Annotated in this window: 15 protein-coding genes and 1 riboswitch; of the genes, 8 read left to right on the top strand and 7 right to left on the bottom strand. The window is 64.9% G+C overall.

The window, feature by feature from the left end:
* Nucleotides 1–34: 34 nt before the first annotated feature.
* Nucleotides 35–754 carry an NUDIX hydrolase gene (locus ABCW42_RS18640; protein ID WP_423182586.1) on the bottom strand — a complete coding sequence of 240 codons (720 nt, stop codon included), beginning with the start codon at nucleotides 752–754 and terminating at the stop codon, nucleotides 35–37.
* Between the two features lie 131 nt (nucleotides 755–885).
* Nucleotides 886–1,024: riboswitch (TPP riboswitch) on the top strand.
* 74 nt (nucleotides 1,025–1,098) lie between these two features.
* Between ABCW42_RS18640 and ABCW42_RS18635 the strand changes: the two genes are divergently transcribed.
* From ABCW42_RS18635 to ABCW42_RS18605, 7 genes are all read left to right on the top strand, one after another.
* Nucleotides 1,099–1,728 (top strand): ECF transporter S component, encoded by a 630-nt coding sequence (locus tag ABCW42_RS18635; protein ID WP_423182585.1) that lies wholly within the window; start codon nucleotides 1,099–1,101, stop codon nucleotides 1,726–1,728.
* Nucleotides 1,728–3,317, top strand: coding sequence for an ABC transporter ATP-binding protein (locus ABCW42_RS18630; RefSeq protein ID WP_423182584.1), 1,590 nt, complete (start codon nucleotides 1,728–1,730; stop codon nucleotides 3,315–3,317). Before ABCW42_RS18635 ends, ABCW42_RS18630 begins: the two co-directional genes overlap by 1 nt.
* Nucleotides 3,314–4,120 (top strand): energy-coupling factor transporter transmembrane component T family protein, encoded by an 807-nt coding sequence (locus ABCW42_RS18625; protein WP_423182583.1) that lies wholly within the window; start codon nucleotides 3,314–3,316, stop codon nucleotides 4,118–4,120. The genes ABCW42_RS18630 and ABCW42_RS18625 overlap by 4 nt, the downstream gene beginning before the upstream one ends.
* 123 nt (nucleotides 4,121–4,243) lie before the next feature.
* Nucleotides 4,244–5,344: an acyl-CoA dehydrogenase family protein gene (locus ABCW42_RS18620; RefSeq protein ID WP_423182582.1), complete on the top strand. Its 1,101-nt coding sequence runs from the start codon at nucleotides 4,244–4,246 to the stop codon at nucleotides 5,342–5,344.
* Entirely contained in the window at nucleotides 5,338–6,708 is a 1,371-nt protein-coding gene (locus tag ABCW42_RS18615) for a PIG-L family deacetylase (protein ID WP_423182581.1), read from the top strand. The genes ABCW42_RS18620 and ABCW42_RS18615 overlap by 7 nt, the downstream gene beginning before the upstream one ends.
* Nucleotides 6,709–6,712: 4 nt before the next feature.
* Nucleotides 6,713–7,534 carry a glycosyltransferase gene (locus ABCW42_RS18610; RefSeq protein ID WP_423182580.1) on the top strand — a complete coding sequence of 274 codons (822 nt, stop codon included), beginning with the start codon at nucleotides 6,713–6,715 and terminating at the stop codon, nucleotides 7,532–7,534.
* 89 nt (nucleotides 7,535–7,623) lie between these two features.
* The gene (locus tag ABCW42_RS18605; RefSeq protein WP_423182579.1) at nucleotides 7,624–9,147 is read left to right on the top strand and encodes a UDP-N-acetylglucosamine 1-carboxyvinyltransferase; all 1,524 of its coding nucleotides are present in this window, start codon (nucleotides 7,624–7,626) and stop codon (nucleotides 9,145–9,147) included.
* A gap of 31 nt (nucleotides 9,148–9,178) precedes the next feature.
* Here the strand turns inward: ABCW42_RS18605 and ABCW42_RS18600 are convergent, their stop codons facing one another.
* The 3 genes from ABCW42_RS18600 to ABCW42_RS18590 are packed head-to-tail and all read right to left on the bottom strand — an operon-like array spanning nucleotide 9,179 to nucleotide 12,423.
* Entirely contained in the window at nucleotides 9,179–10,264 is a 1,086-nt protein-coding gene (locus ABCW42_RS18600; RefSeq protein ID WP_423182578.1) for a DUF6282 family protein, read from the bottom strand.
* A gap of 59 nt (nucleotides 10,265–10,323) precedes the next feature.
* Nucleotides 10,324–10,995 carry an aspartate/glutamate racemase family protein gene (locus tag ABCW42_RS18595; protein ID WP_423182577.1) on the bottom strand — a complete coding sequence of 224 codons (672 nt, stop codon included), beginning with the start codon at nucleotides 10,993–10,995 and terminating at the stop codon, nucleotides 10,324–10,326.
* 60 nt (nucleotides 10,996–11,055) lie between these two features.
* Nucleotides 11,056–12,423: an MFS transporter gene (locus ABCW42_RS18590; protein ID WP_423182576.1), complete on the bottom strand. Its 1,368-nt coding sequence runs from the start codon at nucleotides 12,421–12,423 to the stop codon at nucleotides 11,056–11,058.
* Nucleotides 12,424–12,681: 258 nt separating this feature from the next.
* Here ABCW42_RS18590 and ABCW42_RS18585 point away from each other — a divergent pair, with 258 nt between their 5' ends.
* A complete protein-coding gene (locus tag ABCW42_RS18585; protein WP_423182575.1) occupies nucleotides 12,682–13,548 on the top strand; it encodes a MurR/RpiR family transcriptional regulator in 867 nt (288 codons plus the stop codon).
* Nucleotides 13,549–13,640: 92 nt separating this feature from the next.
* On the opposite strand, the gene ABCW42_RS18580 is transcribed toward ABCW42_RS18585, so the two are convergent.
* From ABCW42_RS18580 to ABCW42_RS18570, 3 genes are read right to left on the bottom strand one after another with little or no spacing between them, the layout of a single operon-like run.
* A complete protein-coding gene (locus tag ABCW42_RS18580; RefSeq protein WP_423182574.1) occupies nucleotides 13,641–14,882 on the bottom strand; it encodes a M24 family metallopeptidase in 1,242 nt (413 codons plus the stop codon).
* Entirely contained in the window at nucleotides 14,863–15,951 is a 1,089-nt protein-coding gene (locus ABCW42_RS18575; protein ID WP_423182573.1) for a sugar phosphate isomerase/epimerase family protein, read from the bottom strand. The genes ABCW42_RS18580 and ABCW42_RS18575 overlap by 20 nt, the downstream gene beginning before the upstream one ends.
* Before the next feature lie 6 nt (nucleotides 15,952–15,957).
* On the bottom strand, nucleotides 15,958–17,400 hold the full coding sequence (locus ABCW42_RS18570) for an FAD-binding oxidoreductase (protein WP_423182572.1): 1,443 nt from the start codon (nucleotides 17,398–17,400) through the stop codon (nucleotides 15,958–15,960).
* Between the last annotated feature and the right edge of the window lie 7 nt (nucleotides 17,401–17,407).

Below are 17,407 nucleotides of genomic sequence, written 5' to 3'. Positions count from 1 at the left end.
CTGGGGCCGTCCCCAGCCTAACCCCACAACCGGCTCACGCGTCCGGCCGGCCCTGCTGCCGGGCTTGGCGCCGGAGCCGGAAGAACTCTTCGAGGGCGCCGGGTTCCGGCCGGACGGGGAAGATGTCCCGATCTTCGGCTTCCACCGCGTCCATCGTGCCGAGCCTGAGGAGTTCTTCCAGCAGGGCCAAGGTGGGAGGCATCAGCTTGAGCGTACCGGCGGCCTCGGATTCGAGGATTCCTTGCACGGGCAACCAGACTGAAGACGACGCCTCCGTTGTCTGGTGCTGCGGCTCGGACCCGCGATCGGGGAAGGCCAAGTAGAAGAACGTGTCGAAACGCTTGGGCTGGTCTGCGGGAGTGACCCAGTTTGCCCAAGGGCGAAGGGCCGTGGCCGGGAGCTCCAGCCCGGTTTCCTCGAAGACTTCGCGCTGGGCGGCGGCCAGGACGCGTCCCGCGTTGTGCCGGGCCGAAGCGGGATCGGTGGCAAGGCTGCTCCGGTGCCACGCGGACGCGTGCCGCTCGACGACGTCGTCCGTGAAGTCCCAGCCGGAGCTGTCCACCTGGTCGACGCGCCCGCCCGGGAAAACCACCATGCCGGCGGCGAAGTCCATGGTGGATACCCGGTGCTGGACAAAGACCTCCAAGCCGGAAAGTCCAGTCCCTTCGTCGTCAGGAATAGCCACGTCCCGGACAAGGATCACGCTCGCGGCGAGCCTGGGTTCGGCCACCTTTGGGCTGTTCGCTTCGCTCATGCTTGTCACCATACCGGGGCCTGCCTGGGCCGGCGTCTCCGGTGATCCAGCAGGTTGAGACGCAATCGGGTCGCAAAGGGTCCAAAAACAAGCCGAGGTGTAAACTGAACCACGCCCAGAAAGGGTGCATTTGATAACGACAGGGGAGCGCCGGCCGTCGTGCCCGCAGCAGTGCGGACGCGGAGGATGGGCGCTGAGAGTGCGGATAGCCGCAGACCCTCGAACCTGATCCGGCTAGTACCGGCGCAAGGGAGTCGAGTTCTCAAAGTGTCCGGAAACCGGCGCGGCGGAAGCTGCCCAGGAAGCCGCAAACACTTTCCCCTCCTGTTCCTCAGGAGGACAAAATGACTGGTGTTTCTGCAAGGCCGGGCATGGCCAAGCCCGGTTACAACTGGCGCGTCGTCGACATCGTCGTGGCTGCGCTGATTTCCATCGCCGGCGGCGTGATCTTCTGGGCATGGGACCAGATGGCCTTGGTTGCCACACCGATGAGCGCTTCCTACCCGCCCTTGTCCGGCATCATCGCCGGCGGTTGGATGATCCCGGCCGTCCTCGGCATGCTAATCGTCAGGAAGCCCGGCGCGGCCATCTTCTGCGAGACGGTCGCGGCCACGAGCGAACTCTTCATGGGCTCCCAGTACGGCACCACGGTGCTGATCTCGGGCGTCCTGCAGGGTCTTGGCGCCGAGCTGATTTTCCTGGCCTTTGTGTACAAGAAGTTCAACCTGCCGGTTTCGTTGCTGGCCGGGGCAGGCGCCGGCCTGTTCTGCGGTCTCAACGATTCCTTCCTCCCGTGGGGCTGGAACATCGCCTACGAGCCCATCGACAAGCTTGCCTACATCGCGTTCTGCACGGTTTCCGGTGCGGTAATCGCCGGCGCTTTGGCCTGGATCGCCACCCGCGGCCTTGCCAAGACAGGCGTCTTGAGCGCATTCGCGTCCCGCAAGGCCGCTTCGGAGTCCGTCTTTTCCTGATGCCCAGTACTGATTCCGGCACCGCTGCCGTGGTGCGGCCCGCCGCCATTTCCGCGCAAGGGTGGGGTTGGCGGCACTCGGGCCGCGCCACGCAGGCCATCCATGCCCTGGACCTGGACATTCGTCCGGGCGAGCGGGTCCTTTTGCTTGGACCTTCGGGCGCGGGCAAATCGACGCTCCTTCACGCCCTTGCCGGCGTCCTTGGCGAGGAAGGCGACGACGCCGACGAAACCGGCTCGCTGCTGGTGGATGGCGAGTCGCCGCGCGCCCGTCGCGGAAGGGCCGGACTCATGCAGCAGGACCCGGAAACCCAGGTGGTCCTGTCCCGCTTGGGTGACGACGTCGCCTTCGGTGCGGAGAACCTCAGGGTGCCTCGGGAGGAAATCTGGAAGCGCGTCCATGAAGCGCTCGACGACGTCGGGCTGAGGAGCAGCGCGGGCGACGGTTTTGCGCTGGACCACCCGACGTCGGCCCTGTCCGGCGGGCAGAAGCAGAGGCTCGCGCTCGCCGGGATCCTCGCGATGCGTCCCGGTCTGATCCTCCTGGACGAGCCGACCGCCAACCTTGACCCGGCCGGCGTGCTGGAAGTCCGGGATGCGGTGGGCCGTTGCCTGGACAAGACCGGCGCCACCCTTGTGGTGGTGGAACACCGGGTTTCCGTGTGGAAAGACCTGGTGGACCGGATCGTGGTCCTCCAGCCAGGCAGCACCTCCGAAAGCGGTTCGACGCCGGCCGTCCTGCTCGACGGCGCGCCCGACGCCGTGCTGGCGCAAGCGAGGGACATGCTCATTGCTGCCGGCGTGTGGGTACCCGGTTACGTTCCCGCCACCCGTGCGCGCACGGCAACCCCTGGTTCCGGATCCACGGCACGGGACGAGGTCCTGCTGAGCGCCCGTGACCTCGCGGTTTCGCGTGAACCTGCGCGCCGTCGCGGATTCAAGTCCATCCCGCCGGTCCCCGTGCAGTCGGGCCTCGATGCCGACGTGCTGGCCGGCCAGGCGCTCACCATCACCGGCCCCAACGGCGCGGGGAAATCGACCTTCGCCCTGACGCTGGCCGGCCTGTTGGCGCCCGTGTCCGGAACGGTGAGTGCCGCCGTCGGGCTCAGTGACGGCGCCGGCGCCGATCCGTTCAAGTGGAAAGCCCAACAGTTGATCTCGCGGATCGGGACCGTGTTCCAGGAGCCCGAACATCAATTCGTGACCGGCCGCGTGCTGGACGAGCTCATGTTCGGGCCCAAGCACCTGGGCCACGGCGAGGACCGCGTGGACGAACTGCTCGAGCGGCTACGTTTGGGCCACCTGGTGGACGCCAACCCGTACACGCTCTCCGGGGGCGAAAAGCGCCGGCTGTCCGTCGCCACCGTGCTCGCCGCACACCCTCGCGTCCTGGTGCTGGACGAGCCGACGTTCGGCCAGGACGCCAACACGTGGGCCGAACTGGCGTCCTTCCTGTCCGAACTGCTCGACGCCGGCACATCGGTTGTTTCCGTGACCCACGACCAGGAGTTCACGTCCGTCCTGGGCGGAACCGAGATGCGGCTCGAAGCTGCCTTTCGGGGGCCGCGACAGAAAGCTGGAGCGGCATGAGGCAAGAACTGAACCTGCGCGGCAACAACGCGCTCCTGACCCGCGCGAACCCGCTGGCGAAGTTCGTCGCCGTCTTCATGGTGACCCTGGTGCTGGCGTTGTCCATCGACTTGGTTTCGGCGTCAACCGCCCTTCTCGGTGAACTGGCCCTGTTCCCCTTGGCCGGCCTCACTTTGCGCCTCTTGTGGCAGCGCGGATGGCCGCTCATCGTCGCGGCGGCCTTCGGCGGCTGGAGCACGGCGATCCTTTCGGCGGACAGCGGCAGGGTGTTTTTCGACGTCGGAATCTGGTCCATCAGCGAAGGCTCGCTCACACTGGGCCTTGGGTTCATGCTCCGGGGCCTGGCGATCGCCTTGCCGGCCGTCCTCCTTATGAGCTGCACCGACCCCACCGACCTCGCCGACGCTTTGGCGCAAAAGGCGAAGCTACCGCACCGTTTTGTGCTGGGGACCTTGGCCGCGCTGAGGCTGGTCGGCCTTGTGGCGGAGGAGTGGCAGACCATCGGCATGGCGCGTCGTGCGCGTGGCGTCGGCTCGCATGGAAGTCCCGTCCAACGCTTCAAGGCGATGCTTGGCCAGAGCTTCGGGTTGCTGGTCCAGGCGATCCGGCGGGCGTCCCGGCTGGCGGTGACCATGGAGGCGCGCGGATTCAGCGGCGGCCAGCGGACTTGGGCCCGCGAATCCACGTATAGCCGCCTGGACGCGTGGGTCCTGGTGGGCGGGGCAGTCCTCGCCGGTGCCGCCATGCTTGCCGCCCAATGGGCGGGGACGTGGCACTTCGTATGGCTTAAGCAGTCCGGCTAGCCTGGGCGGTTTCACCCCCGACGACCCCCCGACGCGACTTAGTAAGCATACTGATAGATTGGTGCTGACTGGTGTCGCTGCGGATCCGTGAACCTGCGGTCCGCCAAGGGAAAGGCGGAATCCATGCCTGCTTCGGGAATGGTCGGGGTTCATGAATCCGGTGCCCCGGCCGTGCGGCTTCCTGCCCTCGGAGGCCACGACGGCGGAGGCCACGACGGCGGGCTGCCGGCGCTCGGGCACTTGCTGGCCCGCGTTGAGGAAGCGGCGGGAGATGTACCGGCCTTGCTCGCTTTGGCCGTGGAAACCGGACGCCAAGCACCGCTGCCGGGACAAGGCAGGACCGGCCAATTGTGGGAGATGCTGGTCTCCATAGCCGCCGTGGATGTCGGTGCCGCGCGGGTCTTCGAACCACATCTCGACGCGCTCGCCATCCTCCAGCAATCCGGTGCGGTCCAACCTTCCGGCGCCGTCCAACCTTCGGGCGCTTGGGGCGTTTTCGCAGCGGAAGGTCCGGACATGCGCCTCAGTGCGCGCGGGAATGCGGGATCGGTTTCGCTTTCCGGCTCGAAACCCTGGTGCTCCTTGGCCGGGAACCTGGATTCCGCCGTCGTGACCGCCCACACGGATGACCAGCAGCGGCGCGCGTTCGCCGTGGACCTCCACCACCCGGGCGTGACTGTGGAGGAGCCCCGTTGGGTCGGTCACGGGTTGCGCGAAATCCCCAGCGGAACAGTCCATTTCGAAGACGTGCCTGCCCGCGCGGTCGGCGCTGATGGATGGTACTTTGTCCGGCCCGGCTTCGCTTGGGGCGGCATGGCAGTGGCGGCGTGCTGGCTGGGCGGATCGATCGGCCTGCTGCGCACGTTCCGGGCAGCGCTCTTGCGGAAGCAACCCGACCAAATCGCCCTCGCGGCACTCGGTGAGGCGGATCGCCTGACGACCGGAGCCCTTGAGGAGTTGGCGGTGTCCGCGGCGGCCATCGATAATGGCTTGCTGGAACACAACGCGTGGCGCCAAGCGCTGCGGGTCCGGGGGAACATCGCCTCGACGGCGGAGCGGATACTCGCGGCCACCGGCGCGAACCTCGGTCCCGGGCCACTTGCGTTCGATGCGAAATACGCAAAGCGGGTGGCTGACCTTTCCCTGTATATCCGTCAGCACCATGGCGGCCGTGATGACGCCCAGTTGGGATCGCTGGTCCTGGAAGGACCAGGGGCATGGTGAGTTTTTCGCACACGGACGCAGGAACCCCGGAGGCCGCGTGGCTCGACGCGGAAGTGGGCTCCCTCGCGGAGCTGCCCTTGGGGGCCGAGGACCTTGGAGCAGCGGCGTTCGTGATCCTCGCGGCGCATCCGGACGATGAAACCCTCGGCGCGGGAGGCCTCCTGTGCCGCCTCGCCGACCTTGGAATCGATGTCCACGTGGTGCTTTGCACCGCTGGCGAAGCGTCTCATCCGCAGTCGCCCACGCATTCCGCCGAGGAGCTCGCTGAAGTGCGGCTCAATGAATTCCGGTCCGGTTTGGAGATCACGGCCACCGGCGCGCACTGGACGTTCCTCGGATTGCCCGACGGCGGATTGGCTGCCTACCGGCCGCGCATCGCGGCTGCCGTCAAGGAAGCCCTGGCGCATTGCGATGCCAATCGCGACGTTGTCTTGGTTGCGCCGCTGCGCAACGACGGGCATTGCGACCATGAAGCCTTGGGCGAGGTTGCGGCCCGGTTGGCGGCCGACGAAGGCTACGGTTTGCTCGAATATCCCGTGTGGTACTGGCACTGGGCAGTCCCGGACAACGGGCTATGGCGCGGCTGGCTGCGGTTGAGTCTGGAGCCCGGGGAGACATGTCGAAAGGAAGCGGCACTCCGGGTCCACAGCTCACAGACCGAACCGCTGTCAGGGGAGCCCGGCGACGAGGCCCTCTTGCCGGCACGGTTCCTTGAGCATTTTGGCAGGACATGGGAGACCTTCGCTTGGACTCCGCCGGCCAAGGGGCAGAACTCTTCGGCTGACGCGGAGCGGATTTTCGATGCCGTGCATCGTTCGTCCCGGGATCCGTGGCACTACGCGAGCAGCTGGTACGAGGAACGGAAGCGTGCCCTCACCCTGGCCGTCCTTCCGGAAGAAAAGTACTCCTCGGGCCTCGAACTGGGTTGTTCCACGGGTGTATTGGCCAGCGAACTCGCTGAAAGGTGCGCAGAGCTGCTCTGCCTCGACGCGAGCGGGGAAGCCCTCGAACATGCGCGCTCAAGGTTGAGGGGTCTGCGGCACGTTCGCACCGCGCACCTGACGATTCCCGCGCGGTGGCCGGCTGGCCGGTACGGGCTGATCGTCATGTCCGAGATCGGCTATTACCTTGGTGCCGACGAACTGGAGACGGTGCTGGACAAGATCCAGGGCTCGTTGCTTCCCGGCGGGTCATTCGTCATGTGCCATTGGCGCCATCCGATTGCCGGTTGGCCCCTCGACGGGGACGCGGTCCATGCCATCGCGCGCAAACGGCTGGATGTGCCATCTGCAGTCCTTCACAGGGAAAAGGATTTCATCCTGGAAGTGTTCACTGCCCACGGATCCCTGCCGGAAGGATCGTAAAGACATGGAGCACCCCGTCCTGCCGTCGACGCACATCCGCCGCGTCGCCGTCGTCGTTCCTGCCCGAAACGAGGAAAAACACATCGGACGGGCCCTCCACGCCATCCGCTACGCCGCGGACCTCGTGCAGGCATCCCGGCCGGAAGTGTCGGTGGGCGTGGTGGTGGTGCTGGACAGTTGCCGTGACAACACGGCGAAAGCCGTCGCCGAAACGGTAGGCGACGACGATCGGTTCGTGACGCTGTCGGCGCATCTTCGGAGCGCCGGAGCCAGCCGGGCCCTCGGTGCGCTCGCCGCGCTGTCGGGCAGGGTGTCCGGCGCGGTCGGCACGTCCGGCGCGGTGTCCGGGGTGTCCGGCGCGGTCGCGCCCATGGCACGGGTCTGGCTGGCCAACACGGACGCGGATTCAGTGGTTCCGCCGCACTGGCTTTGCGGGCAGCTCGACTTGGCCGAGGCGGGGTTCGACGCCGTTGTGGGCACGGTTGAACCGGATCCCGAGGAACTGGATCCGGTGCTGCTGCGGCGGTGGCTGCGGCACCATCCGTTCGTGGACGACCATGAACACGTCTACGGAGCCAACCTTGGCGTCCGCGCTTCCACTTACGTGGATGTGGGCGGGTTTGACGGGGTCCGGACGCGTGAGGATCGGCTGCTCGTCGAGAAGCTCCGATCCAAGTGTGCCCGAATCGCGGGCACTGACGCAATACGGGTGCTTACCTCCGGCAGGCTGGACGGACGGGCACCCCAGGGCTTTGCCGGGTACTTGAGGCGCTTGGGCGAAACCCAGGGGGCGGGGGTTGAAGTGATTGTCGAACCGGCCACGTGATATCGCACGAAGTGACTAGGCTTAGGCAAGATCGGCGTGTTGCATCACAAAATGCTCGACATGTAGACCATCTATGATATTCCTTGGTTATGACGCAACCCACTGCTGAACACGTAGGCCTCCTTCTTCGCGACGCCCGGAGTGAGAAAGGCTGGACGCAGGGACAGCTCGCCTCGGAGCTGGGCACCAGCCAGAGTGCGATCGCCCGGATGGAGCAAGGGAAGCAGAACTTGAGCCTGCGCATGATCGAACGCCTCGAGACGATCTTCGGCCGGACCATCGTCAAGGTCGGGCGGTCGCAGATGACCCATTTGCGCGTCGAAGGCGGACGGACGTTGTCCGGATCCGTGGACGTCAACAGCAGCAAGAATGCCGGCGTCGCCCTCTTGTGCGCGAGCCTCATCAACCGCGGCACCACCACGCTCCGCAAGCTCGCGCGGATCGAAGAGGTCAACCGGATCGTCGAAGTATTGACCTCCATCGGCGTCGAATGTACGTGGCTCAATGGCAACGACCTTCGGATCCGCCGTCCGGAAACGCTGGACCTCGCTTCCATGGACGTCGAGGCCGCCCGCCGCACGCGCAGCGTCATCATGCTGCTTGGCCCCCTCCTAGACGAGGCCGCCTCGTACCGCTTGCCCTACGCCGGGGGATGCGACCTCGGAACCCGGACCGTGGAACCGCACATGCAGGCGCTGCGGCAGTTCGGGCTTTCGGTGGAAGCGAAATCCGGATTCTATTCCGTGCAGGCACCTCCGGCCGACGGCGACAACCGCACCTTCGTGCTCACTGAGCGCGGAGATACCGTGACTGAAAACGCCATCATGGCAGCCGCGCACCGCAGCGGGACCACCGTGATCCGCAACGCCAGCCCCAATTACATGGTGCAGGACCTGTGCTTCTACCTGCAGGGGCTCGGGGTGGTGATCGACGGCGTGGGCACCACCACGCTGCGGATCACAGGCAGGCCCTCAATCGACGTCGACATCGAGTACTTCCCGTCCGAAGACCCGATCGAGGCCATGAGCCTCATTACCGCGGGAATCGTGACCAACTCGGAGGTCACCGTTTGCCGCGTCCCCATCGAGTTCATGGAAATCGAGCTGGCCACCCTCGAGCAGATGGGCCAGCAATTGGACATCTCCGGCGAGTACTTTGCCCGCAACGGCCGCACGCGGCTCGTGGATGTCACCACCCGGCCGTCACGCCTCCACGCTCCGGAAGACAAGATCCACCCGATGCCCTTCCCCGGGCTCAATATCGACAACCTGCCGTTCTTCGCGGTGATCGCCGGCAACGCCGAGGGCCAGACCATGATCCACGACTGGGTCTACGAGAACCGGGCGATCTACTTGACCGAACTCAACAAGCTCGGCGCCCAGGTGCAGCTGCTCGATCCGCACCGCATCTATGTCAACGGGCCAACCAAGTGGCGTGGCGCGGAAGTCGGCTGCCCGCCGGCCCTCCGCCCCGCCGCGTGCCTCTTGCTCGCGATGCTGGCAGCCCGGGGTACCTCCGAGCTGCGCAACATCTACGTGATCGAGCGTGGGTACGAGGACCTCGCCGAGCGGCTCAACACGATCGGCGCGAGGATCGAGTACTTCCAGGACTGAGAGGTGTGACGGGGGCGGGGCCGCGCCGCCGTCAGTCCAGGTCGAAGAGCCAGTCCGCGTTGGACTTGGTCAACGTGTGGATTTCCTCGGACGTGAACTCCAGGTCGAGCAGCGTGCTGATCAGGGTGCGCATTCCCTCCACGGGCGTGGGCCCGGAGCGGATTCCGTAGTCCGTGCCAAGGAGGAAATGTTCGACGCCGATGTCCCTGATTTGCTTTGCCCAGGGAACCACGCCGGCGCTGAGTTCCGGGGTGCTCGCGATGCCGGCGATCTCGTCCGCCAATTCACGCTCCACGTAGTAGTTGGTCCTCCGCAGTCCCCGGTGGAACATCCAGTCGGAAACCGCTCCTTCAAGGAGCACGCCCTTTTGTGCGAGTTCTTTCTGCTGCTCTGTCGTCATGCGTGCCCGGCAAGGGTGCGCCACCACGATCTTCTTGATTCCGAAACCGATGGCGAGGTCGACCAGGCGGATCGCTTCATCCACGGACAAATGGCCCGTGTTCAAGTGCACATCCGGACGTTCGGAGATCAAGCCAAGGATTTCCACCAGTTCCGGCGGGACGGATCCGTCAAGCGGGATCCGGATTGCGCGTGGCAGCTCGTCCTGCGCGAATTTGGGGTATTGGTCCACGAACCGCACTGGTTTGCCGTCAACGAAGCTGCCTTCGTGCGTGACCATGTAGTGGGTGCAGTGAGCGCCGAAGTGGACGAATTTCGCTCCGGAACCGTAATGCAGTGCTGTTTTCACGGCGCGCGGATTGAGTCCGCCCAGGACGCTCGTGAGGATGATCCCGCCGAAGATGTTGATCCCTGGAACCTGCCGGCTCGCCAACTGGGCCGTGCCGGTACTGATGCCCAGGGTGTGATCGTAGAAGACCAGGGACTTCATTCCGGCGGCTTTGGCCTGTACCGCGATCTGGAAGGGATCGAGCCGGCCGGGGCAGGACTGGAGCCATGGACCGCTGTGGACATGGACGTCGCTGGTTCCCCGGATAAGTTCATCCGGAAGTTCCATCGATCTGTGGTCAAAGGTCTCGCGGGGAAGCGATGCTCCGATGCCCAGGCTTTCGGCTGCCTCTTCGGCGAGGTTCGAGATGGGTTCGCTTGTGATCGTCACGTAGCTTTCTCCTCTTTCTTGGGTTGGTTGATGCGCCGGGAGGGCGCTCAGGGGTTGGTCTAGATCGTGAGCGATTCGTGCCGCGCCGCCCTGGCCAGAGCCAGGCGCACGGCTGCAGGGACCGGCTCGATGATGGGAACGGGGAATCGTCGCCGCAATGCGACAGCGGATAGCGCCAAGGGGCCCCCGCCAATGACGATCGCTTCGGCGGCGTCCTCCACCAAGGCGATCTCGCAGGCCTGTGAAAGGCTCTCTTCCAGCAGAACGGCATCTTTCATGATTTCGGCAGGATTCCCTTCGGTCAGGCGCAGGCCCGTGTAGAGGTCTCCAAAGCCGTACTCGGCCACTCTTCCGTTGATGGCGGAAGCCAGCCTCGGCGTGGTGGTGACGATCGAGAAGCGTCGGCCGTCCCGTGCGGCTTCGAAGATCCCGGCCTCGGCGATTCCGGTGACGGGCACCGGAACCCGGCGGCGAAGCTCTTCGACGCCGGGATCGCCGAAAGCCGAAACGATGATGCCTTGGTATGGCGCGAGTTCCAGCGACTGGGCGAGTTCGACGACGGCCTCGGCGGCGGTTGCCAGCTTGCCGTCGTCGTCGATCAGGTCAGAGCCTCGAAGCGCTGTTGCGCCGATTATCGCTTCGTGGTTGGTCGCGGCGGCGCGGGCGACGTCCACCATTTCGATGGTTGTTGGCTTGCTGGTGTTTGGGTTGATCAGGAGGAGTGGACCCACTACTCGATCTACCTCCTTTCCTTGATGGCGGCGGTTTGGCCTGGACGCGGTTTCGGTCGCTTAGGAGCCAATTTCTGATGGGATGGTGGCGTTGACCCCGCCGGGGATGCCGGGAGACTGCTTGCGGATGCAGAGCAGCACGAGCACCACGGCTATGGACTCGACGGCCGCGATGATGTACAGGCCCGTTGAATAGACACCGGTGGTTGTCTTGATCACGCCGAGGAACTGGGGAGCGAAGTAGCCGGCCAGGTTTGCGATGGAGTTGATGAGGGCGAGTCCCGCGGCTAGTGCCGTGCCGGACATGAAGCGCGGCGGCAGGCTCCAGAAGACGGGGATCGAGCCCATGGTCCCTGCGGCAGAGAGTGCGAGAGCGAGGACGACCCCTACGGGGCTTGCGGCTTGTTGTGCGATGGCGGCGAGGATCAGGCCGAGGGCGCCCAGAGCGGCGGCGCAGGCGGTGTGCCAGCGCGATTCCTGGCGACGGTCGGACAGCCAACCGTTGACCATCATGCCGATCCATCCGAACAGGAAGATTCCGGACATGATCCATCCCACCGAGGTGATGTCGGTGAAACCGGCTGCGGTGATCAGGCTTGGACCGTAGAAGGAGAGCGTGGCGTTTCCTGTGATGATGCAGAACAGGGTGAGGATGAGTATCCACACGGACTTGGAGCGGAGGGCGGCGCTGAACCGGTGTTCACGGTGGCTTTGTTCGGCGGATTCCTTGTCCAGTTCGTAGGCGACGTGGGCCTGTTCTTCCTTGCTGAGCCACTTGGCGCTGCTTGGTTTGGCGGTCATGACGAAGACGGCGAGGATGCCGAGGATGATTGACGGGAAGCCTTCGATCATGAAGAGCCATTGCCAGTCCGCTGCCCCCAGCATTCCGTTAGTGCTTGTCATGATGTAGGCGGCGAGGGGGCTGCCTACCAGGAGGGCTATGGGTGAGGCGGACATGAATATGGCTATGGCCCTGGACCTGCGATGTGCCGGAAGCCAAAACGTCAGGTAGAGGATGAGCCCGGGGTGGAGCCCGGCTTCGAACGCGCCTTGCAGGAATCGGAGGACGTAGAAGTGCCAGGCCTCGGTACAGAAGGCCATGAGAACGGAAACCACGCCCCACCCGATGCCGATCCGCATGATCGTCTTGGGTGCCCCGATTTTCTGGAGCAGCAGGTTGCTGGGAACTTCGAACAGGAAGTAGCCGAGGAAGAAAATTCCTGCGCCGGCGCCGTAGATGGCCTCGTTCCAGCCGAGGTCGTCGAGCATGGTCAGTTTGGCGAATCCGACATTGACCCGGTCAAGCCATGCCAGGACGTAGATGAGGGTTGCGAAGGGGAGGATTCGTAGGACAACCCGCTTGAAGGTTCGGTTGCGGTCTTCGAGGGTTGAGGTTTCGGGGACGGGCGAGGGATCGGGGTGGGGCATCGTTGCTCCTTGATTTCCATGAATTGGAACGCATGTTGGTGTGGCCGGGAGGGGTGGCCGGCCGGAGGATCCGGAAGCGGAGAGAGCTGAATGATGAATGGTTTTTTTCATCCAAATCAAAGATGATCAATTTGTTTCATCAGTCTGGCAGGGTGGAGTCGATAGCGCAAGCCCTCGGCGTGGCCGGGGTCCGGACGGGTTCACCCTCGATCGTGGGCTATTGTTGATCGGCATACGGGGCAGGGGAGGAACAGGGCGATGCAGGATGCGGCGGACGGGAAAGACCAAGGCTCGATCTACGCCAGGATCGATTCGGTGTATGCGACGCTTCCACCCCGTGCGCAGCGGGTGGCGGACATCGTGCTGGACAACCTGGGAGACATTGGAACGTATAGCGTTTCCCAACTCGCCCGGATGAGCGGCACTTCGCCGGCAACAGTGAGCCGGCTGTTCTCCGCTTTGGGCTTCGAGGACTTCGCCGAGGTCAAAGACCACCTTCGTACCCTCCGTGGCCGCGGCATCCCCCTCGGGGTAGCGCCCTCGCCCGTTGACGGCTCCGAGAGATTCAAACTGGAAGTCGAAAACCTCCGGCGCGTCAGCGAGCAGCTTCAAGGGAGCCTGCTCACCGACATCAGCGAAGCGCTCGCTTCCGCGGGGAACGTGCTCATTATCGGCTTCCGCACCGGGTACCCCGTCGCCATGCGCCTGCGGGAGTCCCTCGCCCAAGTGCGTGCCAGGGTGGTGCTCGCACCGCAGCCTGGCCAGTCATTGGGCGAGGAACTTGTCCACGTGGGCGCCGGAGACGTAGTGGTCGTCGTCGGCTTCCGACGGCGGGTGTCCGGGTTCGGCGACATCATGCGCTTCCTGCCTACTACGGGCGCGAAGAACATACTGATCGCCGATTCCACCGCTCGCCGGTACGCGCAATTCGCGGACATTTGGGTCGATTGCCCGATCGACGGCGTGGGCGCATTCGACAGCTATGCGGCGGCGATGAGCGCATGCACCCAAATCACTGACGGGGTGCTCGAACACCTCCACTCCCGCGGGGAGCGCAGTGTGTTGAAAGTGGCCGAGGCTTACGAAGTTCTTGGTGAAATCGACAACGGAGACCTGGGCCGCTAGCCCGGCGGGCCCGAGCCTGCCCGAAACAGCGCAAAGCCCGCCCGGCCGCCTCGAATGGGGCTGCCGGACGGGCTCCTCAACACGTGGTTCGGTCAGATGACATTCAGGCGGTTCGGGATGCTGTTGAGTTCTTCCGGACCGTTAGGCCCAAGCAGCACGGTTCCGCCAATGCACACGCGCTGACCGTCGCGGAGGGCATTCGGTTCGAAAGCGAATGCGTGCCCTTCCTCAATGACGAAGTCTCCGTCCAGGCCTACGCCCGACGGTAGCCGCTCCAGGCGGGACAGCGCGGGATCCACTTCCGGGTGGAGGCGGGTTGCGCTGTTGTAGATGGGCGAGACGGTCTGGACCATCGGTCCCGTGTTCCAGGTCTTGGAGCTATGCAGGGGCTCCTCCATGATCTTCGCGAGTTCGGAGAAACGCATCCCTGGCTTGAGCGCAGCCAGTCCGGCTTGGTAGGAGTCCACGCACACGGATTCGAGTTCGCGGAGCAAAACGCTTGGCTCGCCGACGCAAACATCGATCTGCTGCTGGGACTCCATGCCGCCGTAGAACGCGAAGATCTCGGCCGCGATGGTGTCGCCAGGCCGCAGGATGCGCGGAGCCCCGCCACTCTCGAACCATTCCGGAACCGACCAGGCGAACATGCTCTCGCCGGCGCGTTCGAGCATGAACGGCCACCGGACCCAGCCGCCGCCGGCGATGATCGCATGGAACGAAGCCGCGGCGATCTGGTGCTCGTTGCCACCTGCCCTCGCGGTCTCGACGAACGCGCGGCACGCCTCCTCGCCCAGCGCTGCAGCCCTCCGCAGCAAGACCTGTTCTTCCGGGCTCTTGATGATCGCAATGGATTCGTAGGCGTCGGCGATATCGGCCCATTCGACGTCGGGCAGTTCAGAGAGGACGCGCGTCCACGTGGTGTGGGAGATGGTGCCCGCCCATTCGCCGACCATCCGGCTCGTGAGACCGACGACGCCGAGCCGCGCCTTCCCGAGGCCCTGTTCCCTGATGCGGGACGCGAGTGCCGAGATCGGCTCGCCGTGCACCCATTCGTCCACCCACCGTTCCCACCGGGAAGCCTGTGCGTCGAATCGGTTGAGCGGCACGTCGCCCAGGAAGAGGACGGGATCCTCCTCCGGAGTAAGCAGCACAATCGCGCCTTTGGCCTCGTTCGTGAGGTACGCGTCCGCATTGTCGCGCCCCGAACCGAACACGACAACGCCGTCGAGCCCTTCGCGCTTGAGCAGCCCGCGGACAGAGGCCCACCGGCGGTCCCGCTCCTTGAGGCTCAAGGTGGGGTAGCCCCGCAACGCTTCACTGAGGGTATTTTCCATTCTTTGGTTCCTGCCTTTCCGTGTTTTGTGATGGTGCGAGGCGCCCGATGACCTCGCGGAGGTGCCGGGCGCTGCGCTCGATGAACTGAAGTGATTCGTCCGCACCCAGTGGCGCATGGAGCTCGTCCAAGGTGGGAAGTTCGCCCGCTGCCGCGCGGGACTCGTAAGCGCTCGCGAGCCGGATGACCTCGAACGCTTCGGCGAGAGTCAGGTCCGGGTGTCCCCGTTGCCAGCGCTCGTCGTAGATGTTGAGGGCCATCTCGCCCCGGGTGCTTTCGACGATGCCTTCGATGGAAAGCATGAGGTCGTGGTCCTGGAGGGGCTCCAGGAACAGCTCCCAATCGATGACCCCGTCGCCCACGGGTGCCAGGAGGCGCGCGATCCCGTCGGGCCTGAACAGGAGTGCGGCGTCCCTGATGTGGCTGGAGCGGATGTAGGGGGCCGCCCGGCGCACGGCGGCTATCGGGTCTTCGCAACGGACCAGCACGTTGGCCGAGTCGAAGGTGATGCCGAGGACGTCAGGACCGACCTCTTCGACAAGGCGGACGAGTTCGAACGTGGTGATTTCCTCGTGGGTTTCCAAGTTCAAGTGCGTTGCGTTGTCACGGAGGATCGGGGCGAGCCGATGCAGGAACTTCGCGGTTGCGGCGAGTTGTTCGCTCCAGTCCACGTCTGTCCTGAACCGGTCGCACGCGTACAGCCCCGAGTGCCGGAACTGGTAATTGGCCGTGGCGCTCCACAGTTCGTGGATGCCGCCCTTGGCAGCGGCTTCGATCATTTTCCGCAGTGCCAGCAGGTAATCGCCGTCGCCCAACGCCCGGATCCGGGGCGCTTCCGGGGTAGCGAACGGGTTCACTTTCCCCACCCCGGCTTCGACCCGCTGACCGAGCTCGCGGGCAACCTGCATCGACTCTTCGATCTCGGTTTGGTCAAGCGTGGGGCTAAGTTCAAGGATGGACCGGAAGAAGACTCCATCCAGGCCAAGCCCGGCCGAACGCTCCAGCATTTTGAACGCTGGTTCGTGGCTGGCTTCGGAGAACTTGGTGCTGTCAACTCCAATGTGGAGCACGGTCGGCTACTCTCCCGCCAGGTCGCCGTCGGCCGCCGCAAGGTCAAGGTCGACGAGGCCGTGATCGAAAACGTTTGCGGGATCGTAGGACGCCTTGATCTCGGCGAGTCGCCGATACTTCGGGCCGTAAATGTTCCGCGCGCTCCGGGCGTCACTGTGCTCCGAGGTGAAGTTGATGTACGTTCCGTGTTCCCATTCGCTCACGGCCGCCGTGAATCGCTTGACCCAATCCACCAGCTCGGAACGTTCGTCCGCGAACTCCCAATCCGCGCCGATGTTGCCCGCCCACCGTGAGTGGATATCGGTGGTGGAGTCGTTGCTATGGTCCCGTGGAACGAGCTTGCCCGCGATGAGTTCGAACGGGCACATCACCTGGTGGCTGATGAAGGAACTCGAGTTGAGTGAGCGGCCGGGGTAGGCGTCAGCGTGCTCGATCGCGATGTCCAGGAGTTCGTCCGGAAGTTCGCGGAAGGCGACGTGGCGCCAGTAGTGCGAGATTCCATAGCGGAACTCGTCGTCGGTTGAATGCTGCAGCGTGACGTGGGGAATGGTACGCACGCTTTGGTAGATGGGCGTCCCGGATTCGAACATCGGCCCGCTGAGCTGCGGCTCGAGTTCCGGATCTCCGTAGGTGACGGTGGCGACGGAAATAATCGGCTGTCCCCGGTGCTCCCGCGGTACCTGGGACCAATACTCGGGGCAGCGGTAGAGCCGGACGTAACTGCCCACGTTATCCGGCATGGCGGGGCCGGTGTCCCGGAATCGCTGGAGGATCTCTTTGCGGTACTTCGCGGGGTACAGCGCGAGGCGCACGGTGGCGAGTCCGGGGAGGTCCACATAGCCGAAGACGAATTCGGTGGCGATGCCGAAGTTATGGCCCGCCCCCTTGAGCGCCCAGAACAGGTCCGGCTCATTTGCCGCGTTCACGCGCCGGATGGTGCCGTCGGCAGTGACGATCTCGACTTCGCGGAGGAAGTCGACGGTCGAACCGAACATTCGCGAAAGGTAACCCATTCCACCTCCGAGGGTCAGTCCGGCCACCCCGGTGTGGGAGACGACGCCGGCAGGAAGGGCTATGTTGAAGGGTTCCGCGGCCCGGTCCACGTCTCCCCAGCGGCAACCGGCTCCGACCGTGATGGTCCGGGCGGTGGTGTCGATCTGCACGTTCTTCATGAGGCCGGTGTCGATCAGGACGCTGCCGTCGGAAACGCTCGTTCCGGCCAGGTTGTGTCCGCCGCCGCGGACCGTGAGCGGCATCCCGTTCTCGACGCACCAGCGCAGGGCGCTAGCGGCGTGTTCGGCTGTGGTGCAACGGACGATCGCGGCGGGATGCCGGTCGACGTCGGCGTTCCACACATGCCGCAGCGATTCGAAGCTCGGGGCTCCGGGGAAAACGACCTCGCAGTCCACTGCGGCGGCGAGACCGTTGAGTTCAAGCGTTTCTTGCATGGGTTTT

Source organism: Arthrobacter sp. NyZ413 (genome assembly GCF_049390645.1).
GTDB lineage: Bacteria > Actinomycetota > Actinomycetes > Actinomycetales > Micrococcaceae > Arthrobacter.
Note: the sequence above shows the minus strand (reverse complement) of the source record. Positions and strands in the feature narration are given on the sequence as shown.